This is a genomic window from Cellulomonas sp. APG4 (assembly GCF_009996735.1).
GTDB lineage: Bacteria > Actinomycetota > Actinomycetes > Actinomycetales > Cellulomonadaceae > Actinotalea.
The window spans coordinates 15,772-39,896 of the sequence record NZ_JAACYI010000016.1 but is presented as its reverse complement, the minus strand read 5'-3'; the positions used below and the strand labels follow the sequence as shown (position 1 = coordinate 39,896).

Sequence of the window (24,125 nt, the reverse complement as noted above, 5' to 3'; positions counted from 1 at the left end):
CGAAGGAAGACACCATGAAGATCCGCACAGCACTGCACGTCACCGCCGCGACCGCCGCCGCGGCGCTGATGCTCAGCGGCTGCGCAGCCGGTGAGGACGCCGCCGTCGAGAACGACCCCGCGCCCGGTGCGACCACCGACGGCGAGTGGAGCACGGACACCCTCAACATCGACTTCGCGACGTACAACCCGCTGAGCCTGATCATCAAGGACCAGGGCTGGCTCGAGGCGGAGCTCGGCGACGACGTCGAGGTCACCTGGGTGCAGTCGGCCGGGTCGAACAAGGCGAACGAGGCCCTCCGCTCGGACGCCGTCGACTTCGGCTCGACGGCCGGATCGGCCGCACTCCTCGCCAAGGCCAACGGCTCGCCCATCTCGACCGTCGGCATCTACACCCAGCCCGAGTGGTCCGCGATCGTCGTCCCGGCCGACTCCGACATCACGTCGGTCGACGACCTCGCGGGCCGGTCGATCGCCGCGACCAAGGGCACGGACCCGTACTTCTTCCTGCTGCAGACGCTCGAGGAGCACGGCCTCACGCTCGACGACGTCGAGGTCCAGAACCTCCAGCACGCCGACGGTCGCGTCGCGCTCGACAACGGCAGCGTGGACGCGTGGGCGGGTCTCGACCCGATCATGGCCGACACCGAGGTCAACAACGGTGCGCAGCTGATCTACCGCAACATCGACTTCAACACCTACGGCTTCCTGAACGCGCGTGAGCAGTTCCTCGAGGAGTCGCCCGACGTGGCGCAGCTCGTGCTCGACGCGTACGAGAAGGCCCGTGCGTGGGCGCTCGAGAACCCCGACGAGACCGCGCAGATCCTCGCCGACGTCGCGGGCATCGACCTCGCGATCGCCGAGAAGGTCATCAAGGAGCGCACGGTGATCGACCTCGACCCGGCCCCGGGCGACGCGCAGCGCGCCGTGCTCGAGGTCGTCGGACCGATCTTCGTGGAGTCGGGCGACGTCCGGTCGCAGGAGGACATCGACGCCGCCCTGGACACGCTCTTCGAGCCGAGCTTCGCCGAGGACGCCGACGCCGCGAACGTCGGCGACTGACGCCCTCGCCGGGGCCCGGTCACACGCCGGGCCCCGGCACCGCGGACCGCACGACCGCACGACCGCACCCGCAGACCCACCGCACCGCACGGGCGGAAGGACGAGGACATGACCAGCACCAAGGGCTCCACGGCGACGGCCACCGTCGACGACGAGCGCCCCGAGAGCACCTACGCGCAGGGCCGGGTACCGCACCAGGACGGCGCGACGCAGGTCGCCGTCTCGTCGTACGGCACGCCGGCCGTGGAGCGTGCACGCCGCGACCCGCTCGCCCGGCGACCGCTCCGCCTCGCCCTCACCCTCGTGGTCCCCGCCCTCGTCCTGCTCGCCTGGCACCTGGCCACCGCCGTGACCGGCGCGGTGCCGGCGCACCAGCTGCCCGCGCCCGGGGCCGTGTGGGAGGCGGGGGTCGACCTCGCGCAGCGCGGAGAGCTCTGGACGCACATCCAGATCTCGACCCAGCGCGTGCTGCTCGGCTTCACCATCGGTTCGCTCGTGGGGCTCGCGCTCGGTGCCGTCGTCGGCCTCTCCCGCCTGGGCGACGTGCTCCTGTCGGGCACCCTCGGTGCGCTGCGCGCCGTGCCCTCGCTCGCGTGGGTCCCGCTGCTGATCATCTGGCTCAAGATCGGCGAGGACTCGAAGGTCACCCTCATCGCCATCGGCGCCTTCTTCCCCGTGTACACGACCGTCGCCTCGGCGCTGCGGCACGTCGACCCGCAGCTCGTCGAGGCCGGCCGGGCCTACGGCCTGCGCGGGGTCCGTCTGCTGACCCGGGTCCAGCTGCCCGCCGCGACTCCCGCCGTCGTGGCCGGTCTGCGCCTCGCGCTCGCGCAGGCCTGGCTCTTCCTGGTCGCTGCCGAGCTCATCGCGTCCTCGATGGGCCTCGGGTTCCTCCTCAACGACTCGCAGTACAGCGGCCGGATCGACCGGATCCTGCTCGCGATCGTGCTGCTCGCCGTCCTCGGCAAGACGACCGACGCCCTGGTCGGTGTGGCCGAGCGGAGGCTGCTGCGCCGATGGTGACGATCTCGCACCTGCTCGACGAGCAGCGCTCCTACCCCGCCCCCGACGGCTCGTGGAACGTGGGGCCGTCCGACCACGCCCGGCTCACGGCGGAGGCCGACGCCGACCACGTCGCCTTCTGGGAGCGCCTCGCCCGGCGGCTCACGTGGGCCGAGCCGTGGCACACGGCCCACACGTGGGCCCCGGCCGCACCGGACCCGCAGGACCCCGAGCGCCTGACGGCGCCCCGGGCCGAGTGGTTCGCGGGCGGGCGGCTCAACGCCGCGGTGAACTGCGTCGACCGCCACGTCGACGCGGGTCTGGGCGAGAAGGTGGCCCTGCACTTCGAGGGTGAGCCGGGCGACCGGCGCACGGTGACCTACGCCGACCTCCAGCGCGAGGTCTCGCGCGCCGCGAACGCGCTCCTCGCGCTCGGCGTCCGGCCCGGCGACCGGGTGGTCCTGTACCTGCCCGTGCTCGTCGAGACCGTCGTCGCGACCCTCGCGGTGGCCCGCATCGGGGCGGTCCACTCGCTCGTCTTCGGCGGTTTCTCGGCCGAGGCGCTGCGCTTCCGGCTCGCCGACACCGGCGCGAAGGTGCTGATCACCTCCGACGGGCAGTTCCGTCGCGGGGTCGCCGTCCCGACCAAGCCGACCGCGGACGACGCCGTCGCGGGCCTCGCCGTCGAGCACGTGCTCGTGGTGCGACGCACGGGTGACGACGTGCCGTGGACCGAGGGCCGGGACGTCTGGTGGCACGACGCCGTCGACGCGGCCGCGGACGTGCACGAGGCCGAGGCCTTCGACGCCGAGCACCCCCTGTTCATCATCTACACGTCGGGCACCACGGGTCGGCCCAAGGGCCTCGTCCACACGACCGGCGGCTACCTGACGCACGCGTCGTGGACGCACTGGGCGCTCTTCGACCACCGCGACGACGACGTCTACTGGTGCACCGCCGACCTCGCGTGGGTCACGGCCCACACGTACGAGATCTACGGACCCCTGAGCAACGGGGCGACGCAGGTCATCTACGAGGGGACCCCCGCGAGCCCGCACACCGGCCGCCACCTCGAGATCATCGAACGCTACGGCGTGACCGTCTACTACACGGCCCCCACCCTCGTACGCACGCTCATGACCTGGTTCCCGGACGGCGTGCCGGACACGTGGGACCTGCGCAGCATCCGCCTGCTCGGCACCGTCGGTGAGTCGATCAACCCCGAGGCGTGGGTGTGGTTCCGCGAGCAGATCGGCGGCGGCCACGCCCCTGTCGTCGACACGTGGTGGCAGTCCGAGACGGGGGCGGCGATGATCGCCCCGTTGCCCGGCGTCACGACCCTGCGGCCCGGGTCGGCCGCACGACCCCTGCCGGGCATCTCGGCCCGCGTGGTCGACGAGCACGGCGACGACGTGCCCCCGGGCGCGGGCGGCCTGCTCGTCGTCGACCGTACCTGGCCAGGCATGGCGCGCACGGTGTGGGGTGACCCCGAGCGGTACCGCGACGCCTACTGGTCGCGGTTCGCCGCCCAGGGCTGGTTCCTCGCGGGCGACGGCGCCCGGCGTGACGCCGACGGCGACGTGTGGCTCCTCGGCCGCGTCGACGACGTGGTGAACGTGTCGGGGCACCGCCTGTCGACCATCGAGATCGAGTCGGCCCTGGTCGCGCACCCCGCCGTCGGCGAGGCCGGCGTGACCGGCGTGAGCGACCCCACCACGGGCCAGGCCGTCGCGGCCTTCGTGATCCCGGCCCGGCGACCTGAGCACGCGCACGACGACGACGCCTGGGTGGACCACGCGCTGGCCCTCACCGAGGAGCTCCGTTCCCACGTGGCCCGCGAGATCGGGCCGGTCGCCAAGCCCCGGCACGTCCTCGTGGTGCCCGACCTGCCCAAGACCCGCTCGGGGAAGATCATGAGACGCCTGCTCGGCGACCTGCTCTCGGGAGGCACGCTGGGCGACGTGACCTCGCTGCAGGACGACGCCGTCGTCGACCGGATCGCCCGTGTGCTCGCGGCGCACCGCCGCCGGCACACCCGTCCCGGCCCCGAGGGCCCGCCCCTGGCCGTGAAGGAGACCGCAGGATGACCACGGACGAGACGACCGAGGCGGTCGCCTCCGGGACCACGCCCGACGGCGACCGCCGCTGGGGGTTCCGGACCCGTGCGCTGCACGCCGGTGGCGTGCCCGACGCCACGACGGGCGCCCGCGCCGTGCCCATCTACCAGACGACGAGCTTCGTCTTCGAGGACACCGCGGACGCCGCGAACCTCTTCGCGCTGCAGAAGTACGGGAACATCTACTCGCGCATCGGGAACCCCACGGTCGCCGCGCTCGAGGAACGCCTCGCCTCGCTCGACGGCGGCATCGGGGCCGTCGCGACCGCCTCGGGCATGTCGGCCGAGTTCCTCACCTTCGCCGCGCTGTGCGGCGCGGGTGACCACGTGGTCGCCTCCGCGGGCCTCTACGGCGGCACGGTCACCCAGCTCGACGTGACGCTTCGCCGCTTCGGCGTCGAGACCACGTTCGTCGTCGGCACGGACCCGGCCGACTACGCCGCGGCGATCCGGCCCGAGACGAAGGTCGTCTACACCGAGGTCGTCTCGAACCCGTCCGGCGAGGTGGCCGACCTCGCGGGGCTCGCCGAGGTCGCGCACGCCGCGGGAGTCCCGCTCGTGGTCGACGCGACGCTCGCGACCCCGTACCTGTGCCGGCCGATCGAGCACGGCGCCGACGTGGTGATCCACTCGGTCACCAAGTTCCTCGGCGGCCACGGCACCACCCTGGGCGGCGTCGTCGTCGAGAGCGGTCGCTTCGACTGGGGCAACGGGCGGTTCCCGCAGATGACCGAGCCGGTGCCCGCGTACGGCGGCGTCTCGTGGTGGGAGAACTTCGGGGAGTACGGGTTCCTGACCAAGCTGCGCTCGGAGCAGCTGCGCGACATCGGCCCCGCGCTGCCCGCGCAGTCGGCCTTCCAGCTGCTCCAGGGCGTCGAGACGCTCCCGCAGCGCGTCGACGCGCACCTCGCCAACGCCCGCGTGATCGCCGAGCGGCTCGAGGCCGACCCGCGCGTGGCCTACGTCAACTGGGCCGGCCTCCCCTCGCACCCCCACCACGCCCGCGCCGCGCACTACCTGCCGCAGGGTCCTGGGGCGGTGTTCGCGTTCGGTCTGCGCGGGAGCGACGCCGTGCCCGCGCGCGCCGCCGGTCGCACGTTCATCGAGTCGCTCCAGCTCGCGAGCCACCTCGCGAACATCGGCGACGCCCGCACCCTCGTGATCCACCCCGCGTCGACCACGCACCAGCAGCTGTCGGGCGAGCAGCTGGTCGCCGCGGGCGTCCCCGAGGACCTGGTGCGGATCAGCGTCGGGCTCGAGGACGTCGAGGACATCTGGTGGGACCTCGACCAGGCACTCACGCGTGCGGTCGGCCCCGCCGGCACCCCACGTACGCACGGCGTAGCGACGGCGGAGGAGACGGCATGAGCGACGCGACCACGGCCCCGGCCGGAGCGGCCTGCGCGCTGCCCGGTACGAGCGGCACCGCGGTGGCCAGCGCTCCAGCTCCCCGCACGTGGGCGGGCCCGAACGCGGACGCTCGCTTCGAGATCCTGCGCCGGACGCGCTCGATCGCGATCGTCGGGGCCTCGCCGAACCCGTCGCGCGCGAGCTACTTCGTGGCCACGTACCTGCTCTCGTCCTCGCCCTACGACGTGTACTTCGTCAACCCGCGTGCAGAGGAGATCCTGGGGCGACCCGTGTACCCGTCGCTGAGCGCCCTGCCGGTGGTGCCCGACCTCGTCGACGTCTTCCGACGCCACGACGACCTGCCGGGCGTGCTCGAGGAGACCCTGGCCGCCGGGGCACGGACGCTGTGGCTCCAGCTCGGCTCGTGGCACGAGGAGGTCGCCCGCACGGCCCAGGCCGCGGGCCTCGACGTCGTCATGGACCGGTGCGTCAAGATCGAGCACGCCCGCTTCCACGGTGGGCTCCGGCTCGCGGGGTTCGACACCGGGGTGATCAGCTCACGCCGGGCGCTCCGCTGACCGTCGCGTCAGGCTTCTCGTCGGGCCACCACAGCGCACGACGCAGGACGACACGCGGCTGCGGCTGCTCGGCCCGCTCGTCGTCGGTGAGCGGGCACCCCTCCGCACGCAGGCGTCGCACGGCCTCGTCACGCAGGCGTGCGGGCGGGTCGCCCGACGCGTTGACGACGCGCCACCACGGCACGTCACCGCCCGCCCGCGCCATGACGCGCCCCACCTGACGCGGGCCGCCCCGGCCCAGCACCTCGTGGACGACGTCGGCCACGGTGCCGTAGGTCATCGCCCGCCCCGGCGGGATGGCGGCGACCACGTCGAGGACGGCCTCGAGGTACTCCTCGTCCACGTGGGCCTCAGGTGCGCCGGACGAGGATGAGCGCGCGGTCGTCGCTCTCGGCGGCACCGACGCCGGCGAGCAGCGCGTCGGCACCGCCGGACCTGGTGGCGACGACGCGCTCGGCCTCGCCCATGAGCCTGTCGATCCCCAGGTCGACGTCGCCGCCCGGCACCTCGACGAGGCCGTCGGTGTAGATCATCAGCGTGTCCCCGTGACCGAGCACGCCGTGGTGGACGCCGAAGGCCGGCTCCTCGACGACGCCGAGCGCCGGACCGCCGCTCGTGTCGACGATCTCGATGAGCCCCGAGCCGGCGTGCAGGTGCAGCGCGGGCGGGTGCCCGGCGGTCGACACGCGGTAGTCCCCCGTGCCCAGGTCGACCGCGAGGTGCAGCGCTGTCGCGAACCCCTCGGACCAGTCCTGACCGAGGAGGTAGCGGTTCGCGGCCGGCAGGAACTCCTCCACCGGCATCGCGCCGAGCAGGCCGCCGAACGCACCCGAGAGAAGCAACGAGCGCACGCCGGCCTGCTGTCCCTTGCCGGACACGTCGACGAGCGCGATCTCGAGCAGGTCCGGGCGCCGGCTGCGGGAGGCCACCACGAAGTCGCCCGAGAACGCCTCGGCATAGGCGGATCGCACCAGGCTGTCGACCTGCCAGCCCGCAGGGAGGTCGGGGATGCGGCCGTGGGCGGTGAGGCGGTCGCGCAGGTCGACGAGCATCAGGTCGCTCGCGGCGCCCTGGAGCCCGAGCCGCGCGCGTCCGCGGACGAAGACGAGGCCGGCACCGAGCGCGAGGGCCAGGAAGAGCACCTGTCCGGGCACGAAGACCAGCCATCCACCCGCGTGCAGCACCACGAGCGCGAGCACGACGGCGAGGCTGAGGACGGCCATGCCGGCGAGACGCAGGACGAAGACCCCGAGCAGGACGGTGACGAGCAGTGCGACGGGCGGCACCCACTGGGGGCTCACGGCGGTGCCGACGGCGCACAGCGCCGCCATCGCGACCAGGGCGACGGTGGTGACCACCTGTCGCGAGCCGAGCCACGCGGGCCGCAGGGCGTGGGGCTGGGCGAGCAGCCGACGGCGGCGCGCGAGACCGCGGCGGCGCGTCCGGGCACGCTGACCGGGCGCGGCCCTCGCCGACGCTCCTGCCGACCCGCTGCTCACGCGGCGAGCGTACCGACAGGCCCGGACGAAAAGAGGGGAGCACGCCGCGAGCCGACGGGGCACCATGAGCCCATGACGACGCTGCCGCACGGCTACCGCACGGTCGAGGTCACCCACGCCCGCAGGGAGGAGCTGCTCACCGTCGACACGTGGGCCTTCCCGGGGCCCTTGTCGGACGAGCAGCTGCTCGCGCTGCCGTCCCCGCTGAGCTGGGACCGCACGCGCGGCGTCGAGGCGGACGACGGCGAGCTCGTGGCCGTGCACGCCTCGTACCCGTTCGCCGGCTTCCCCGTCCCGGGGGCACGCACCGCTGTGTCCGGCCTCACCTGGGTGGGCGTGCACCCGGGCCACCGGCGTCGCGGCCTGCTGCGCGCGATGATCGACGAGCACGTCCGGCGCAGCCTCGCGCGCGGTGAGGCCCTCTCGGCGCTGTTCGCGGCCGAGGCGCCGATCTACGGGCGCTTCGGCTACGGGCTCGCGGCCAACGACCTGCGCCTGACGGTCCCGCGGGGTGCGGCCCTTCGCGACGTGCCGGGCGCCGAGGACGTGCGCGTGCGGCTCGAGCGTCTGGGCCCCGAGCACGACGAGGTGCTGCACCGCGTGCACGCGAGCGTCGACCGTCCGGGCTGGGCCACGCGCGAGACGCCCGAGCTGCGCGCTGCCTTCATGTCCGACCCCGAGCACGGCCGCGACGGCGCCGAGTCGCTGCGCATCGCGCTCGCCGAGCACGGCGGCGAGGTACGCGGCTACGCGATCTTCCGCCGCCGCTCGCACTGGGACGTCCCTGGTCCCCGCGGGGTCGTGCGGGTGCGCGAGGTCGTGGCGCCCGGGCCGGCCGTCGCCCGTGCGCTGTGGGGCGTGCTGCTCGACCTGGACCTCATGGCCAAGGTCGAGACGTGGCTCATGCCCGTCGACGACCCGCTGCTCCACCTGCTCGTCGACCCGCGCGCGGCCGAGCCGCGCGTCGCGGACAACGTCTGGCTGCGAGTGCTCGACGTCCCGCGCGCTCTCGCCGCACGCCGCTACAGCGCACCGGTGGACGTCGTCCTCGAGGTCGCCGACGCCCTGGTACCCGCGAACGCGGGACGCTGGCGCGTGGCAGGTGGACCCGACGGCGCCGAGGTCCTCCCGACGGATGCCGAGCCCGACCTGCGGCTCGACGTGCGCTCGCTCGGTTCGGCCTACCTCGGCGGTGTGACCTTGGCCGCCCTCGCCGGCGCCGGTCTGGTCACCGAGGTGCGACCGGGGGCCCTGGCGGCGGCGTCGACGGCGTTCGGGTGGCCCGTCGCGCCCGTGTGCAGCTGGGTGTTCTAGCGGGACGCGCCCGCCACCCTCAGCGGCGGTCGGTCTGCTCGTACGCCGCGAGCAGGTCGATGCGCCGCTGGTGGCGCGCGTCCCCGCTGAACGGCTCGGCGAGGAACGCCTCGACCAACCCGGTCGCGTCGTCGACCGAGTGCTGCCGCGCACCGATCGCGACGACGTTCGCGTCGTTGTGCGCACGTCCGAGACGGGCGGTCTCCTCGCTCCAGGCGAGGACGGCCCGCACGCCGACGACCTTGTTCGCGGCGATCTGCTCGCCGTTCCCCGAACCGCCGATCACGATGCCCAGGCTGCCGGGCTCGGCGACCACGGCCTCCCCCGCGGCGAAGCACACGGGCGGGTAGTCGTCCAGCGCGTCGTAGGTCTCGGCACCATGGTCCACCACGTCGTGCCCACCGGCACGCAGGTGCTCGACGAGGGCCTGCTTGAGCTCGAACCCGGCGTGGTCGGCGGCGATGTGGATGCGCATGCCGCCATCCTGCCAGCCCGGGCCCATCTCGCGGGGCCGCGCCCGGACCACGGTCGTCGGTCCGTCGGGCGGCCGCATCCGCCGTTAGCCTGGGCGCCATGACGACGCACGACGCGCTGCGCAGCGGCATCGACCTGACGGCCCTCGACCCCGCCGCACGCCCCCAGGACGACCTCTACCGCCACGTGAACGGCCGGTGGATCGACAGCCACGAGATCCCGGGCGACCGCGCGATGGACGGCGCGTTCCGCGCGCTGCACGACGAGGCCGAGGAACACGTGCGCGCGATCATCGAGGAGCTGGGCGCACGCGTCGCCGACGACGCCGCGACCGACCCCTCGGGCCCCGCGGCGCAGGTGGGTGCGTTGTACGCGAGCTTCATGGACACCGACCGCGTCGAGGCGCTGGGCCTGGGTGCGGTGTCCGACGAGCTCGGGGCGATCGACGCGGCCACCGACCGCGCGGCCCTGGTCCGCCTGCTCGGCGAGCTGCAGCGCACCGGCGGCGCGGGGGCGGTCGGCTTCTGGGTCGACAACGACGCCAAGGACCCGGAGCGCTATGTGGTGCACCTCGTGCAGTCGGGGCTCGGGCTCCCCGACGAGGCGTACTACCGCGAGGAGCAGTACGCGCCCGTGCGCGACGGCTACCGCACGCACCTGGCGCGGATGCTCGGGCTCAGCGGGCTCGACCCGGCCGCCGCCGAGCAGGCGGCCGGCCTCGTGCTGGACCTCGAGACGCAGCTCGCCGCCGTGCACTGGGACGTGGTCCGCGACCGCGACGCGGACCTCACCTACAACCCGATGACGCTCGCCGAGCTCGCGGCGCGCGCTCCCGGCTTCGACTGGCACGGGTGGGCCGCCGCCCTCGGCGCCCCGGAGGGTGCGCTCGACCAGCTGGTCGTACGCGAGCCCGACTTCGCCGAGGGCTTCGCGCGGCTCTGGGAGCAGGCTCCCGTCGAGCAGTGGCAGGCGTGGTTCCGGTACCACCTCGTGACCGCACGCGCGCCCTACCTGCACGACGCCGTCGTGCAGGCCAACTTCGACTTCTACGGGCGCACCCTCACGGGCGCCACGCAGATCCGCGACCGCTGGAAGCGCGGCGTCTCCCTCGTCGAGGGCGCGCTCGGCGAGGCGGTGGGGCAGGTCTACGTCGAGCGCCACTTCCCACCCGCGCACAAGGAGCGGATGGTCGAGCTCGTCGACAACCTCGTGGCCGCGTACCGCGAGTCGATCACCGACCTCGAGTGGATGACCCCGGCCACGCGCGAGCGCGCGCTGGCCAAGCTCGAGGCGTTCACGCCCAAGATCGGCTACCCGGAGCGGTGGAAGACCTACGCCGGGCTCGAGATCCGGCCCGACGACCTGGTGGGCAACGTGCGTCGCTCGCACGCCTACGAGCAGGACCGCGAGCTCGGCAAGATCGGCAGGCCGGTCGATCGCGACGAGTGGTTCATGACTCCGCAGACCGTGAACGCCTACTACAACCCCGGGCTCAACGAGATCGTCTTCCCCGCGGCGATCCTCCAGCCGCCGTTCTTCGACCCCCAGGCGGAGGACGCGGTCAACTACGGCGGGATCGGTGCCGTGATCGGTCACGAGATCGGGCACGGCTTCGACGACCAGGGCTCGAAGTACGACGGCCTGGGGCGCCTCGAGGACTGGTGGACGGCGCAGGACCGCACCGAGTTCGAGCGGCGGACGAAGACGCTGGTGGACCAGTACGCGCAGTTCTCCCCGGCGCAGCTCGACGACGTGCACCGGGTCAACGGTGAGCTCACCATCGGCGAGAACATCGGCGACCTCGGCGGGCTCTCGATCGCCCTCGCCGCCTACCGGATCGCCCTCGGCCGCCCGCTCGACGAGGCGCCCGTGGTCGACGGGCTCACGGGTGTGCAGCGGGTGCTGCTCAGCTGGGCGCAGGTGTGGCAGTCGAAGGGCCGCGACGAGGAGATGATCCGCCGCCTCGCGACGGATCCGCACTCGCCCAACGAGTTCCGCTGCAACGGCGTGGTGCGCAACCTCGACGAGTTCCACGACGCGTTCGACGTCACGCCCGACGACGCCCTGTACCTCGCCCCGGAGGAACGCGTCCGGATCTGGTGAGGGGGCGTCCCTCAGCCGGCCGGGGCGTGCGGGGGCGCGGTGGGACCGGGTGGCGTCCCGTCCGCGTACCACCGCGTCTGCGGTGCCGCGACGAGCACGGCCGAGGCGTCCCGCGGAGACAGCCACAGGTCGCACGGGTGTCCCGCCTCGGGCAGGAAGGTCGCGGACGACCGGGTGCGGACCACCCACGCCCCGGGACCGTCGTCCGGCACCACGGTGAGGGTCAGCCGCAGGACGTTCGTGTCCGCGAACGGTCGTGACACGACCTCCGCGACGTACGCCTCGCGGTGCTCGTGCGCGGCCATCAGCGCACGGGCACCGGTGCGCGTCGCCCGTCCCCGTGCCGAGAGCAGGCGGAGGCCACCGCGCGTCGCGAGGCCGTCGACGTACGCCGTCGGGAAGCGCCCGAGGTCGGCCGCCGTGGGCAGCACCACGAGCATCGCCTCAGGGGGCCCGGGCGTCACCGTCGTGCTCCTCGTCCCGGCAGGTCGTCAGAAGATCGTGTAGCCGGCGCGCGCGAGGGAGAAGCCCGCACCGCTCGGGTTGTGTCGGCAGAAGGCGCCGTTGCGCGAGCTCTGGCACGTCATGTCCCCCACGGAGCTCGCCTCACCGTAGGCGAGCTCGGGTGCGTCCTTGGGTGCGGCGGGCGGCTCGCCCTCGACGCACGGGAACGTGACCTCCTCGGACTCGGCGTCGACGCGGAGCACGTTGCCGACGGTGCCCGCACAGTCCTCGGGCGCCTCGGGCGCGTCGTAGCTGAACGACAGGATCGTGCACGTGGCCGACGTCTCGTCCATCGCGCAGTGGATGTTCCCGCTCGGCAGGACGAAGGCCGTCAGGGCCTCGGCGTCGGTGGGATCCTCGGGCGCGCTCGCCTCGGGCGTGGTCTCGGGCTCGGCCGCCTCGGTGGTCGGCTCCTGCGCCGGGCCGCCGCGCTGCGGGGCGTTGACCGCCACGAGCACGAAGGCGAGCACCAGCAGCACGTCCACGACCAGGAAGGCCGTGAGGCCGGGGCCGAGGGTCCGCCGACCGCGCCCGGGCCGGGCACCGCTCGGGGTTGTCGTCATCCCGCTCCTCCTTCACGCAGCCACGGAAGCATGTCATGACCCGCACCGCGGGTGCGAGGCGCGCGTCAGGCCTCCAGCAGCGCCATCGCGGCCGACCGCCCGGGCACAGCGCTCACCCCGCCACCGCGCACGGCTCCGGCGCCGCACAGCAGCACGCGGGGCTCGCGCGTCGCGACGCCCCACCGACGCGCGGGGTCCGTCCCACGTTCGTCGTCCGCGGCCCACGGCCACTGCAGGTCGCGGTGGAAGATGTGCCCTCCGGGCAGGTGGACGTCCTGCTCGAGGTCGACCGGGGTGCGCACGTCGAGGCACGGCCGTCCCTCGCCGTCGGACGCGAGGCAGTCCACGAGCGGCTCGGCCAGCACGCTGTCGAGGGACGCGAGAGTCGCGGCGAGCGCGGCGTCGCGTGCACCGTCCGGATCGGCCCGGAACAGCCGCGCGGGCATGTGCAGGCCGAACAGCGTGAGGGTGTGGTGCCCGCTCGCCCGCAGCTGCTCGCCCAGGATCGACGGGTCGGTCAGTGTGTGGCAGTAGATCTCCGCGGGCGGCACGGTCGGGATGCTGCCCGACGCGGCCTCTCGGTGGGCCGTGGCGAGCTGCTCGTAGCCCTCGTTGACGTGGAAGGTCCCCGCGAACGCCGCCGCGGGGTCCACACCGCGGTCACGCAGGCGAGGCAGACGACGGAGCAGCATGTTGACCTTGAGCTGCGAGCCCTCGGGTGCCTCGACGTCGCGCCCGAGCAGACGCTCGAGCTCGTGCGGGCTGCACCCCGCGAGCACGTGCGTCCCCTCGGTGGCACGGTGCACGCCGTCGTCGTCGCTCCAGTGGACGGTGACGCCCGCGCGCGTGCTCTCGAGCGCGTCCACGCGGGCCGAGGTGCGGATCTCGGCGCCTGCCGCGCGTGCGGTGTCCGCGAGCGCGCGGCTGACGGCCCCCATGCCGCCGACGGGAACGTCCCAGTCGCCGGTCCCTCCTCCGATCACGTGGTAGAGGAAGCACCTGTTCTGGACGAGGGTCGGCTCGTGCGCGTCGGCGAACGTGCCGATGAGCGCATCGGTCAGGACGACGCCGCGCACCAGGTCGGCGGAGAAGGTCCGCTCGACCAGCTCCCCGAGCGGGGCGTGGAGGTCCCGCCACCACTCCTCCCCCACGGCCGCACGCACCTCGCGCGCTCCGGGCAGGGGGCCCGTCATGGTCGGGAAGACCGCGCCGGCGAGTGCGGCCGTGCGCGCACCGAAGGCCTCCCAGGCCGCGAGGTCGCGCGCCGCGCCCACGGCGTCGAAGGATCTCGCGGTCGCGGCCGGGTCACCCGAGTCGACGAGGAGGCCGCACGTCGGGTCGCTGGGTGCCGGCGTGTAGGACTGCACCCGTCGCCGCACGAGCCGGAGCGGCAGGCCGAGCTCGTCGCGCACCGCGCGAGGCAGCAGCGAGACGAGGTAGGAGTAGCGCGAGAGCCGCGCGTCCACCCCCGGGAACACCTCGTCCGAGACGGTCGCCCCGCCCAGGTGGTCGGCCGCCTCGAGCAGCAGCACCGTCCGCCCCGCTCGTGCGAGGTAGGCGGCCGCGGTGAGCCCGTTGTGGCCGCCGCCCACCACGACGACGTCGTACCTCGCGCGCACGGTGCCCTCCATCCCCCCACGCTACGACCCCCACCCCACCCGCCCCTTCCAAACGTTCGAAGGCGAACAGGTACACGTATGGGCCGGTACTGAACAGGCGCATACGCACGAGAGCTCGCAAACGTAGGAACCTGCATGGGTGGCGCTGGCGCGCCCTGCAGCCCCTCGCACGTGCGCCATCCCCGCGTCCAGGCACAGCACGCCGTCGTGCGGGAGGCCCATGCGCACCTGTGTGCGCATGGGCGGGATCGGACCGGGCCACTCCGCGCGTACGTTCGCATTCGAACGTTTGGGTTGCGGTGGGGAGGGTCAGGTGAAGATCGGGCCCTGGGTGCGGGTGCGCTTGAGCTCGTAGAAGCCCGGGACGCTCGTCACGAGGGCGAAGCCGTCCCAGAGTCGGCCGGCGTCCTCACCTGCGGGCGCCGGCGTCATGACGGGGCCGAAGAAGGCCTGGCCGCCGTCGATCGCGATCACGGGCGTACCGACGTCGTCGCCGACGAGGTCGATCGCGCGGGCGTGCGAGGCCCGCAGCTCGTCGTCGTGCGCGTCGCTCGTCGCCGCATCCGCGAGCTCGACGGACAGGCCGACCTCGACGAGGGCCTCGCGCACGACGACGTCGCGGTCCTTGCGGCCCTGCGGGTGCAGGCGCGTGCCGATCGCGTCGTACAGCGGCTTGAGCACCTGGTCGCCGTGCGCGGCCCGCGCGGCCATGAGCACCCGCACGGGGCCCCACGCCGCGTCCATCAGGCGCCGGTAGTCCTCGGGGAGGTCACGCCCCTCGTTGAGCACCGCGAGGCTCATCACGCTCCACGTCACGTCCACCGGGCGGACCCGCTCGACCTCGGTCAGCCATCGCGACGTCATCCATGCCCAGGGGCACATCGGGTCGAACCACATCTCCGCCGTGCGGCGGGGGGCGGGGGTGCTGCTCACGGACGGGGCTCCTTCGGTCGCGGACGCACGCCGCTGCGGCGTGCGAGCGCCACACCGACCCGGCGGCCGATGTGGCGCACCAGCACCGTACGTCGCCGCCGCGGGCCCCGCCGTCGCACGGACGCGCGCCCCACGGCGACGCCGTGAAAGGATCGGGCCCGTCGTCCACATGCTGAGCAGCCGAGGAGCGTGCCGTGCCCGCAGAGAACCTGACCCGTGCAGAGGCCCGCGAGCGCGCGTCGCTCGTCGACGTCCAGTCCTACGACGTCGCACTCGACCTCACGACGGGTCCGGAGACCTTCACCTCGACCACCGTGGTGCGGTTCACGGCGGCCGACGGCGCGTCGACGTTCCTCGACCTCATCGCACCGCAGGTGCACGAGGTCGTCCTCAACGGCCGGACGCTCGACGTCGCCGCGGTGGTCGCCGACTCGCGGATCGCCCTCGACGGCCTCGCCGAGGAGAACGAGGTGCGCGTGGTCGCGGACTGCGCGTACATGAACACGGGTGAGGGTCTGCACCGTTTCGTCGACCCCGTGGACGGCGAGGTCTACCTCTACTCCCAGTTCGAGGTCGCCGACTCCCGGCGGGTGTTCGCGGTCTTCGAGCAGCCCGACCTGAAGGCCACCTTCGCGTTCGCGGTGACCGCGCCGGCCCACTGGACGGTCGTGTCGAACTCCCCCACGCCCGAGCCGCTGCTGATCTCGGCGGGCGACGGGGACCCGACGGCCGCGTCGGCGCGCTGGTCGTTCGCGCCGACGCCGCGCATCTCGAGCTACATCACCGCGATCATCGCGGGCCCGTACCACCGCGAGACGTCGGAGCTCACGAGCCGTGACGGCCGCACGATCCCGCTCGCGGTGCTGTGCCGGGCCTCGCTCGCCCAGCACCTCGACGCCGACGAGATCCTCGACGTCACGCGTGCCGGGTTCGCGTTCTACGAGGACCAGTTCGGCATGCCGTACCCGTTCGCCAAGTACGACCAGGTGTTCGTCCCTGAGTTCAACGCGGGCGCGATGGAGAACGCCGGCGCCGTGACGTTCCTCGAGGCCTACGTGTTCCGCTCGAAGGTGCCCGAGGCCACGGTCGAGCGGCGGGCGGTGACGATCCTGCACGAGCTCGCGCACATGTGGTTCGGCGACCTCGTGACCATGCGCTGGTGGGACGACCTGTGGCTGAACGAGTCGTTCGCCGAGTACGCGTCGACGCTCGCCGCCGCCGAGGCGACCCGCTGGACCCAGGCGTGGACCACGTTCTCCTCGCTCGAGAAGTCCTGGGCCTACCGGCAGGACCAGCTGCCCAGCACCCACCCGATCGTCGCCGACATCCGCGACCTCGAGGACGTCGAGGTCAACTTCGACGGGATCACCTACGCCAAGGGCGCGTCCGTGCTCAAGCAGCTCGTGGCCTGGGTGGGCAAGGACGAGTTCATGGCGGGCGTCCGGGCCTACTTCGCCGCCCACGCCTGGGGCAACACCGAGCTCGTCGACCTGCTGCGCGAGCTCGAGCGCGAGAGCGGCCGCGACCTGTCGGGCTGGTCCGAGCTCTGGCTCCAGCAGGCCGGCGTGACGCTGCTGCGTCCCGAGATCGAGACGGACGACGACGGCGTCATCACCTCCTTCGCGGTGCGTCAGGAGGTGCCCGACGCGCACCCGGTGCAGCGCCCGCACCGGCTCGCCGTCGGCGGGTACGATCTGGTCGAGGGGCCCGACGGGCGCCCGCGCCTGGCCCGCGTGGTACGCGTCGAGCTCGACGTGGACGGTGCCCGCACCGAGGTGCCCGAGCTCGTGGGACGCCCGCGCCCCGACCTGGTGCTCGTCAACGACGACGACCTCGCGTACGCCAAGGTGCGCCTCGACGAGGCGTCGCTCGCGGTCGCGACCGAGCACCTGCACACGTTCACCGAGTCCCTCCCGCGCACCCTCGTGTGGGGTGCGGCGTGGGACATGGCGCGCGACGGCGAGCTCGCCGCGCGGACCTTCGTGGACCTGGTGCTCGCGAACATCGCGTACGAGACGGACTCGACGGTGGTGCTCGTGCTGCTGCGGCAGCTCGCCACGACGCTCGACCTGTACGTCGCACCCGAGCACCGTGCCGAGACCGCGACGCGCGCCGCGGACACGCTGCTCGCGCTCGCGCGTGCCGCTCAGCCCGGGAGCGACCTGCAGCTCCAGCTCGTCAAGGCGTTCGCCGCGAGAGCGGCGACCCCGCCGCAGCTCGAGGCCGTCGCGGAGCTCCACGGCGGCTCGGTCGAGCTCGCGGGCCTGAGCATCGACACGGACCTGCGGTGGGAGCTGCTCACGTCCCTCGTCGCGGGCGGGCGCATGGGAGAGACGGAGATCGCCGCGCAGCTCGCGGCCGACCCCACCGCGACCGGCGAGCGCGCCGCCGCGGCGGCGCGCGCCGCGATCGCGACGCCCGAGGCCAAGGCGGCTGCGTGGGCCGCCGTCGTCGACGACGGGACGCTCGCCAACGCCCTGCAGACCTCGACCATCGCGGGCTTCGGACGTGTGCACGACCGCGCCCTGCTGCTGCCGTTCGTGGACAGGTACTTCGACGCGCTCGAGCAGGTGTGGACCACGCGCACCAACGAGATCGCCCAGAACGTCGTCGTCGGGCTCTACCCCACGCTGCTCGCGGGGCTCACGGGACCCGAGAGCGTCGACGTGCTGGCGCGCACCGACGCGTGGCTCGAGCAGATCGGCGACCGGCACCCGGCGCTGCGGCGCCTCGTGGTCGAGAACCGCGACGGCGTGCGCCGGGCGGTCGCGGCGCAGGAGCGCGACCGCGCCTGACACCGTCCGGGGGGCGCCACCTACGGGGTCGGCGCCCCCGGGAACCGGTCGAGCCAGCGCCGCGCCGCCGCCCGCCCGCGCAGCCGCACCCAGCGGTCGTCGGCCGCCGCGGCCATCTGCTCGCGGTTCGGTCCGTACGTTCGCCAGGACCAGAGCACGATGTTCTCGGCGGGCTCACGGGTGAGGAGGTTGGCCACCCGCTCGCGGTTGCCGTTCCACAGCGCGCGGCGCAGCAGGACACGGGCCAGCGTGCGGCGCACCACCCTGGACATCACCAGCCACCGTGGGTGGTCGAGCCAGACGACGGTGTCCGCGAGCGCAGTGATCGCGGCCGTGCGCGAGCGGTAGTTGCCGTCGACCACCCAGCCCTGCGGCGCCGCCGCGACCCACCGCGCGATGTCGGCCGCGAACGTCTCGTCGTCCGCAGGACGCCAGCCCGGCTGGTGGAAGAGCCCGTCGAGCTCGAGGTGGGGCACGCCGAGGCGACCCGCGAGGTCACGCGCGAAGGTCGTCTTCCCCGCCCCGGAGGTGCCCATCACCCGAGCCCGCCGCGGGCTGGTCACCTGCCGTTGAGGACGGCGACGAGTGACCCGAGCCGGGGGTTGTCGAACAGGTCGTCGACGAGCACGAGGCGCTGGGCGGAGTCGGCCAGCGGCACGCGCCAGTTCGGGTACTCCTGGTCCGTGCCCGGCTGGTTCTGCGCACGACGCTCCCCCACCGCGTCCGCGAGCGAGACACCCACGAGCACCGACGGCGAGTCCATCACGAGCCGGTGCAGGGCCTCGACGAGCTGCCGCTCGGACGGGTCGGCGCCGATGAAGCCGCGCTCACCCACCAGGCCCACCATCTGCGCGCGCTCGTGCCGCGCCGCGGCGCGGACCTCCTCGACCGGCTCGGTCAGGAGGCCGAGACGGTCGCGCAGGTCGACGTGCTCACCCGCGAGGTAGCCCGCCGTGGGCGGGAGGTCGTGCGTCGTGACGGTCGCGAGGGCGAGCCGCCGGTAGTGCTCGGGCGCCATCGGCGCGTCCCCGTCGCGCTCGAACCACAGCACCGACGTGCCGAGCACGCCGCGCTCGTTCAGGTAGTCGCGCGCCCAGGGCTCGACGACGCCCAGGTCCTCACCGATCACCAGCGCGCCTGCGCGGTGGGCCTCGAGGCACAGGATCCCGACGAGCGCCTCGTGGTCGTAGCGCACGTAGGCCCCGTCCCGCGCGCTCGTACCCTGCGGGATCCACCACAGGCGGAACAGGCCGATGACGTGGTCGATGCGGATCGCTCCCGCATGCCGCAGCACGGTGCGCAGCATGTCGCGGTAGGGACGGTAGGCGGCGCGCGCGAGCGCGTCGGGACGCCAGGGCGGCTGCGACCAGTCCTGGCCCTGCTGGTTGTACATGTCCGGCGGCGCGCCCACGGAGACGCGCTGTGCGAGCACGTCGCGCATGGCCCACGCGTCGGCACCCTCGGGGTGCACGCCGACGGCGAGGTCGTGCATCACGCCGATGCGCATCCCGCCGGCGCGTGCGGCGCGCTGCGCCGTGGCGAGCTGCTCGTCGGCGACCCACTGCAGCCAGCAGTAGAAGGTCACCCGGTCGGCGAGCTGCTCACGCAGCCGCCGCACCACGTCGGAGCCGACGTCGTCCGCACCCTCGGGCCACGCCTCGTCGCCGAAGTGCTCGGTGATCGCGCACCAGGTCGCGAACTCCTCGAGCCCCTGACCCTGCTCGGCCCGGAAGGAGCGGAACGCGGCCTCGCGCGCCGCCGCCCGCGGCGCCGCGAAGACGATCTCGAGCGCAGTCCGCTTCGCCGACCAGGCAGGATCACGCTCGATCGGGCCCGGCTCGGTGCTCAGCGGCCTCGCGACCTCGGCCTGCCACTCGATGAGCGACCGCTCGGCGACCGGCAGGTACGCGACCTCGGGGACGTCCTCGACGCGGATGTACTGCGGGTCCATGAAGCGCCGCGTGGTCGGCAGGTACGGCGACGGCGTCAGCGGCGGTACGGGCTCGGCGGCATGCAACGGGTTGATCAGCACGAAGTCGGCACCGCAGCGACGCCCCGCGAGCCACGCGATGTCGCGAAGGTCGGCGAGGTCCCCGACGCCCCACGAGCGCCGCGACCGCACTGAGTAGAGCTGGGTCATGAAGCCCCAGGCGCGGCGCTCGGTGAGGCCCGGCCCCAGCTCGAGCCGCTGCGGGGTCACGACCACGGTGCAGCGCGCCGTCGTGCCTGCGCTCTCGACCACGAGGGTGTGCCAGCCGAGCGGCAGGTCGTCCGGGATCTCGAGCGTCGCACGCCCCACGAGCCGTCCGTCCACCGTGCGCGGAGGCACGTAGACGTCCACCTGCTCGACGTGCCGCTCGCCGCCGCCTGCCTCGGGGTCGAGCTCGAGGCGGGCCTCGACCGGGTCGCCGTGGTCCACGTGCACCGGGACGTGCGGGCGCTGGCCCGCACGGAGCACGACCACGGGCGGCAGCATGCGCCGCCACGGCTCGTCGTCGGCGTCGGCCAGCGCGACCTCGACCCGCTCCGGGGTCGACGCGTCGACGCCCAACGCGCCCAGCACGGCCACGAGGGTCTGCTCGGGCACGGCGCGGTGGCCCCCCGCGAAGTCCCAGAAGTCGGGCACGACACCGTGCCGAGCGGCCAGTGCCAGCAGGGGCGCGGGCAGGGCGTCGGTCGGGTTCTCAGCCACGCACCGATCCTGCCAGAGGCACGCCGACCTGGCTGGTCGGACGCCCCCCCGCGAGCCCGTGCGGAGCCGTCCCGGGCCCGTGTGGAGCCTTCCCGGGCCCGTGTGGAGCGTTCCCGACGCGTGCGGAGCGTTCCCGACGGGTCGACCGGCGTGTCGGGCACGGAATCGCTCCACACCCGCTGAGGGGTGGCCGGGTGGGCACGGGGCGGATGGCGACCGGTGGCGCGTGGCGGACGGATCTGACGCCCCGCCGCACGGCGGCTAGCCTGCCGGGATGCGGATGCAGTCCCCCGAACCCACCACCGGCCCGGGCCTCGACGACGTCGCCGACAAGTCCGGCGAGGCCTTCGAGTGGCTCGTCGGCGCCCCGCTCCAGTCGCTCGTCGCGGTGGTCCTCGGCGCCGTCGCGCTCGCGATCGCCCGCTGGGTGATCTCGCGTGCCGTGCGCTCGGTCGTCGAGGGCGGCACCAAGGTGCGCAGCCACGCACGGCGTCTGCTCATGCGCACGCGCATCGACGTGGGCGGCTCCGACGCGCTGGCGATCGCACGTCGCGTGCAGCGCGCGGAGACGATGGGCTCGGTGCTGCGGTCGGCGGCGGGTCTCGTGGTGGGGATCGTCGTCATCACGGCGATCGCCAACATCAACGACTGGGACCTGGGCCCCGTGCTGGCCTCGGCCGGCGTGGTGGGCGTCGCGCTCGGCTTCGGCGCGCAGACGCTCGTCAAGGACTTCCTGTCGGGCCTCTTCATGCTCGTCGAGGACCAGTACGGCGTCGGCGACGTGGTGGACCTGGGCGAGGCGTCGGGCACGGTCGAGGCGATCGGGCTGCGCGTGACCCAGGTGCGCGACCTGTCAGGCACCCTCTGGTACGTGCGCAACGGCGAGGTGCTGCGCGTGGGCAACATGACGCAGGGCTGGTCCAAGGCGTTCATCGAGGTGCTCGTGCCGCCCGGAAGCGACGTCGACCAGGCGACGGCGCTCCTGCGCGGGGCCGTCGACGAGCTCGCGGCGGACGAGCGGCTGGGCGACCTGCTGCTCGAGGAGGCCTCCGTCACGGCCTACGAGGACCTCACGGCCGAGGCGGTCACGCTGCGCCTGATGGTCAAGACCGCCCCTGCCGCGCAGTGGGAGGTGCAGCGCGAGCTGCGCGCCCGGATCCGCAGCGGGTTCGAGGCCGCGGGCGTCCCGCTCGCGCTCCCGCGCCGCGAGGTGCTGGTCGAGCGCGAGGTCACCGGGTCCGCCACGGGTACCGCTGCCACGAGCGGTCAGGACCAGCGCAGCAGCAGCTGACCCTCGCCCACCATGTCGCCGTCGGCCACCACGACGGCGACGTCCTCGGGTCGCGCCTGGAGCGCCACGACGGGCGTGAGGGTCGAGCCCCGGGCGGCCCGCACGCGCCCCGGCGTCCAGGCGAGCACGGGGTGACCGGCGGCGACCCACTCCCCGTCGCGCACCGCGAGCGCGAAGCCGTCGTCGACGAGCGGCGCGGTGCGCGTGCCGACGTGCACGAGGACCGAGCGCTCGTCGTCCGCCTGCACGACGACGGCGTGCGGGTAGGCGCTCACGACGCGTCCCGCGCACGGGGCCACGACGACGACGCGCTCGGGCTCTTCCGGCTCGAGGGGCGCGAGCGCGACGCCAGGGCCGAGCACGCGTCCCGCGAACACCGGGTCCTCGACATCGGCGAGCGGCCCGGCGGTCCCCGCCATCGGCGCGACCACGTCGAGCACGGGCCGACCACGTCGAGGCACCGATCACCCTCCCCGTCGCGCGGCACCGGATGCGTCGGACGAGGCACCAGCCCGACGCGCGACCACCCTAGGCAGGCTGAGTCGCGCCCGGCATCCGGGGCGGAGCGGCCGCCCGCGCGCGACTCAGGTCAGCGCAGGTCCTCGATGTCCGAGGCGAGCGTGTCGGCCTCGGGACCGACGACGACCTGGACCACACGGCCCGACCGGACGACGCCGAACGCCCCCGTCGCCTTGAGCGCCGCCTCGTCGACGAGCGCCGGGTCCTCGAGCTCGACCCGCAGGCGGGTGATGCACGGCTCCAGGTCGACGACGTTCGCCTCGCCGCCGAGGGCCGCGAGGATCTCTTCGGCCTTGCTCATCGGTTCTCCTCCAGTGTGCGGCGGGTGCGGGACCCCGCCTGCGATGGACAGCACAGTAGTCACTCACCGCGCTGCTGGCGTCACCCGCGAGGACGCCGTCGACGCACGCACCCCGGCGCGTGGGGGATGATGAGTCGCGTGAGTCCCGCGAGCCCTGAGTCGTTCTACGCGACGGTCGGCGGCTCCGAGACGTTCCGGCGCCTCGTCGACGCGTTCTACGCCGAGGTCGCGCGCGACGACGTGCTGCGACCGATGTACCCCGAGGAGGACCTGGGCCCGGCGGCCGAGCGCCTGCGGACCTTCCTCGAGCAGTACTGGGGCGGCCCGACGACGTACTCGGAGCAGCGCGGCCACCCGCGCCTGCGGATGCGCCACCACCCGTACAAGGTCAACCCCGACGCGAGGGACCGGTGGCTCGCCCACATGCGCACGGCACTCGACACGCTCGACCTGCCTCCTCTGCAGCACGCGACGCTCTGGGACTACCTCGAGCGCGCGGCCCACGCCATGGTCAACACCTTCGAGGAGTGAGATGACCGACGTCCCGCCCCGCGACCCGCTCGAGCTCGTGCTCGAGGTGCTCGAGCTCGACGACGCCGCGGCGCCCGACACGTTCACGGGCACGAGCCTGCGCAAGCCCGGCGGGCGGGTGTTCGGCGGGCAGGTGCTCGCCCAGTCGCTGCTCGCGGCGGCCAGGACGGTCGCCGACGACCGCCTCCCGCACTCCGTGCACGGGTACTTCCTGCGGCCGGGCGCGGTGGACAAGCCCATCACATTCGCCGTCGAGCGCCTGCGTGACGGGCGCTCGTTCACGGCGCGCCGCACCCACGCGCTGCAGGACGGCGCGCCGATCCTGTCGATGATCACCTCCTTCCAGACGGAGCAGCCCGGGGTCGAGCACGCGGACACGCCACCGAGCGACGTCCCGGAGCCCGAGACGGTGCCGAGCGCGGGTGAGGTGCTCGCCGGGGTCGACCACCCCCTCGCTGCGTTCTGGACCCAGGCGAGCGCGTTCGACCTGCGGCACGTCGGGCAGCCCATCTACCTGTCGCCCGGCACCGAGCCCACGGACCGTCAGCTCGTCTGGATGCGCGCGCACGGCCCGCTGCCCGACGACGAGGTGCTGCACCGGGCGCTCCTCGCGTACGCGTGCGACCAGGTGATGCTCGAGCCCGTGCTGCGGCGGCACGGGCGCAGCTGGGCCTCGCCGGGCCTGTCCATCGCGAGCCTCGACCACGCCATGTGGTGGCACCGGCCCGTGCGGGTCGACGAGTGGCTGCTCTACGTCCAGTCCGCGCCGAGCGCCCACGGCGGGCGGGGCCTGGGCGCGGCGCGCGTCTACCGGCGCGACGGCGCGCTCGTCGCGACGATCGCCCAGGAGGGCATGGTCCGCTTCCCGGACGACTGACGC

Annotated in this window: 22 protein-coding genes; 11 read left to right on the top strand and 11 right to left on the bottom strand. The window is 73.8% G+C overall.

Going from position 1 to position 24,125, the window contains the following annotated elements; translation table 11 throughout:
- Positions 1-14 precede the first annotated feature (14 nt).
- The 5 genes from GXB85_RS12345 to GXB85_RS12325 all read left to right on the top strand — a co-directional run bounded on the left by GXB85_RS12345 (position 15) and on the right by GXB85_RS12325 (position 6,107).
- Complete coding sequence (locus GXB85_RS12345; protein ID WP_161917961.1) at positions 15-1,061, top strand: aliphatic sulfonate ABC transporter substrate-binding protein; 1,047 nt, start codon at positions 15-17, stop codon at positions 1,059-1,061.
- A gap of 108 nt (positions 1,062-1,169) precedes the next feature.
- Positions 1,170-2,084 (top strand): ABC transporter permease, encoded by a 915-nt coding sequence (locus GXB85_RS12340; RefSeq protein ID WP_161917960.1) that lies wholly within the window; start codon positions 1,170-1,172, stop codon positions 2,082-2,084.
- On the top strand, positions 2,078-4,150 hold the full coding sequence (gene acs, locus GXB85_RS12335; RefSeq protein ID WP_161917959.1) for an acetate--CoA ligase: 2,073 nt from the start codon (positions 2,078-2,080) through the stop codon (positions 4,148-4,150). Before GXB85_RS12340 ends, acs begins: the two co-directional genes overlap by 7 nt.
- On the top strand, positions 4,147-5,547 hold the full coding sequence (locus GXB85_RS12330) for an O-acetylhomoserine aminocarboxypropyltransferase/cysteine synthase family protein (RefSeq protein ID WP_161917958.1): 1,401 nt from the start codon (positions 4,147-4,149) through the stop codon (positions 5,545-5,547). Before acs ends, GXB85_RS12330 begins: the two co-directional genes overlap by 4 nt.
- The gene (locus GXB85_RS12325; protein ID WP_161917957.1) at positions 5,544-6,107 is read left to right on the top strand and encodes a CoA-binding protein; all 564 of its coding nucleotides are present in this window, start codon (positions 5,544-5,546) and stop codon (positions 6,105-6,107) included. The genes GXB85_RS12330 and GXB85_RS12325 overlap by 4 nt, the downstream gene beginning before the upstream one ends.
- Here GXB85_RS12325 and GXB85_RS12320 read toward each other — a convergent pair.
- Both GXB85_RS12320 and GXB85_RS18870 read right to left on the bottom strand, forming a co-directional pair.
- Positions 6,082-6,450: an MGMT family protein gene (locus GXB85_RS12320; RefSeq protein WP_161917956.1), complete on the bottom strand. Its 369-nt coding sequence runs from the start codon at positions 6,448-6,450 to the stop codon at positions 6,082-6,084. The two genes, GXB85_RS12325 and GXB85_RS12320, sit on opposite strands and share 26 nt — an antisense overlap.
- Positions 6,451-6,457: 7 nt before the next feature.
- Positions 6,458-7,606: a PP2C family protein-serine/threonine phosphatase gene (locus GXB85_RS18870; RefSeq protein WP_370524211.1), complete on the bottom strand. Its 1,149-nt coding sequence runs from the start codon at positions 7,604-7,606 to the stop codon at positions 6,458-6,460.
- A 72-nt stretch (positions 7,607-7,678) separates the two neighbouring features.
- Between GXB85_RS18870 and GXB85_RS12310 the strand changes: the two genes are divergently transcribed.
- Complete coding sequence (locus tag GXB85_RS12310; protein ID WP_161917955.1) at positions 7,679-8,920, top strand: GNAT family N-acetyltransferase; 1,242 nt, start codon at positions 7,679-7,681, stop codon at positions 8,918-8,920.
- A 19-nt stretch (positions 8,921-8,939) separates the two neighbouring features.
- On the opposite strand, the gene GXB85_RS12305 is transcribed toward GXB85_RS12310, so the two are convergent.
- Positions 8,940-9,395 carry a ribose-5-phosphate isomerase gene (locus GXB85_RS12305; RefSeq protein ID WP_161917954.1) on the bottom strand — a complete coding sequence of 152 codons (456 nt, stop codon included), beginning with the start codon at positions 9,393-9,395 and terminating at the stop codon, positions 8,940-8,942.
- A gap of 98 nt (positions 9,396-9,493) precedes the next feature.
- Between GXB85_RS12305 and GXB85_RS12300 the strand changes: the two genes are divergently transcribed.
- Positions 9,494-11,497, top strand: coding sequence for a M13 family metallopeptidase (locus GXB85_RS12300; RefSeq protein ID WP_161917953.1), 2,004 nt, complete (start codon positions 9,494-9,496; stop codon positions 11,495-11,497).
- Between the two features lie 11 nt (positions 11,498-11,508).
- On the opposite strand, the gene GXB85_RS12295 is transcribed toward GXB85_RS12300, so the two are convergent.
- From GXB85_RS12295 to GXB85_RS12280, 4 genes are all read right to left on the bottom strand, one after another.
- The gene (locus GXB85_RS12295) at positions 11,509-11,961 is read right to left on the bottom strand and encodes a hypothetical protein (RefSeq protein ID WP_161917952.1); all 453 of its coding nucleotides are present in this window, start codon (positions 11,959-11,961) and stop codon (positions 11,509-11,511) included.
- A gap of 27 nt (positions 11,962-11,988) precedes the next feature.
- Complete coding sequence (locus tag GXB85_RS12290) at positions 11,989-12,564, bottom strand: hypothetical protein (protein ID WP_161917951.1); 576 nt, start codon at positions 12,562-12,564, stop codon at positions 11,989-11,991.
- Between the two features lie 65 nt (positions 12,565-12,629).
- Positions 12,630-14,195: an NAD(P)/FAD-dependent oxidoreductase gene (locus tag GXB85_RS12285; protein ID WP_161917950.1), complete on the bottom strand. Its 1,566-nt coding sequence runs from the start codon at positions 14,193-14,195 to the stop codon at positions 12,630-12,632.
- A gap of 297 nt (positions 14,196-14,492) precedes the next feature.
- A complete protein-coding gene (locus tag GXB85_RS12280) occupies positions 14,493-15,080 on the bottom strand; it encodes a DsbA family protein (RefSeq protein WP_161918001.1) in 588 nt (195 codons plus the stop codon).
- Positions 15,081-15,310: 230 nt separating this feature from the next.
- Here GXB85_RS12280 and pepN point away from each other — a divergent pair, with 230 nt between their 5' ends.
- Positions 15,311-17,911, top strand: a complete 2,601-nt coding sequence (gene pepN / locus GXB85_RS12275) for an aminopeptidase N (RefSeq protein WP_161917949.1) — start codon at positions 15,311-15,313, stop codon at positions 17,909-17,911.
- 20 nt (positions 17,912-17,931) lie between these two features.
- Here pepN and GXB85_RS12270 read toward each other — a convergent pair whose 3' ends face one another.
- Both GXB85_RS12270 and malQ read right to left on the bottom strand, forming a co-directional pair.
- Complete coding sequence (locus tag GXB85_RS12270; protein ID WP_161917948.1) at positions 17,932-18,447, bottom strand: toxin; 516 nt, start codon at positions 18,445-18,447, stop codon at positions 17,932-17,934.
- Positions 18,448-18,470: 23 nt separating this feature from the next.
- Positions 18,471-20,603, bottom strand: coding sequence for a 4-alpha-glucanotransferase (malQ, locus tag GXB85_RS12265; protein ID WP_161917947.1), 2,133 nt, complete (start codon positions 20,601-20,603; stop codon positions 18,471-18,473).
- Between the two features lie 274 nt (positions 20,604-20,877).
- Between malQ and GXB85_RS12260 the strand changes: the two genes are divergently transcribed.
- On the top strand, positions 20,878-21,894 hold the full coding sequence (locus tag GXB85_RS12260; RefSeq protein ID WP_161917946.1) for a mechanosensitive ion channel family protein: 1,017 nt from the start codon (positions 20,878-20,880) through the stop codon (positions 21,892-21,894).
- Here GXB85_RS12260 and GXB85_RS12255 read toward each other — a convergent pair.
- Positions 21,870-22,355: a PTS glucose transporter subunit IIA gene (locus GXB85_RS12255; RefSeq protein WP_161917945.1), complete on the bottom strand. Its 486-nt coding sequence runs from the start codon at positions 22,353-22,355 to the stop codon at positions 21,870-21,872. The genes GXB85_RS12260 and GXB85_RS12255 overlap by 25 nt on opposite strands.
- A gap of 128 nt (positions 22,356-22,483) precedes the next feature.
- Complete coding sequence (locus tag GXB85_RS12250; RefSeq protein WP_161917944.1) at positions 22,484-22,714, bottom strand: glucose PTS transporter subunit EIIB; 231 nt, start codon at positions 22,712-22,714, stop codon at positions 22,484-22,486.
- 129 nt (positions 22,715-22,843) lie between these two features.
- Here GXB85_RS12250 and GXB85_RS12245 point away from each other — a divergent pair, with 129 nt between their 5' ends.
- Entirely contained in the window at positions 22,844-23,245 is a 402-nt protein-coding gene (locus GXB85_RS12245; RefSeq protein ID WP_161917943.1) for a globin, read from the top strand.
- Position 23,246: 1 nt separating this feature from the next.
- On the top strand, positions 23,247-24,122 hold the full coding sequence (locus GXB85_RS12240; RefSeq protein ID WP_161917942.1) for an acyl-CoA thioesterase II: 876 nt from the start codon (positions 23,247-23,249) through the stop codon (positions 24,120-24,122).
- Positions 24,123-24,125 lie beyond the last annotated feature (3 nt).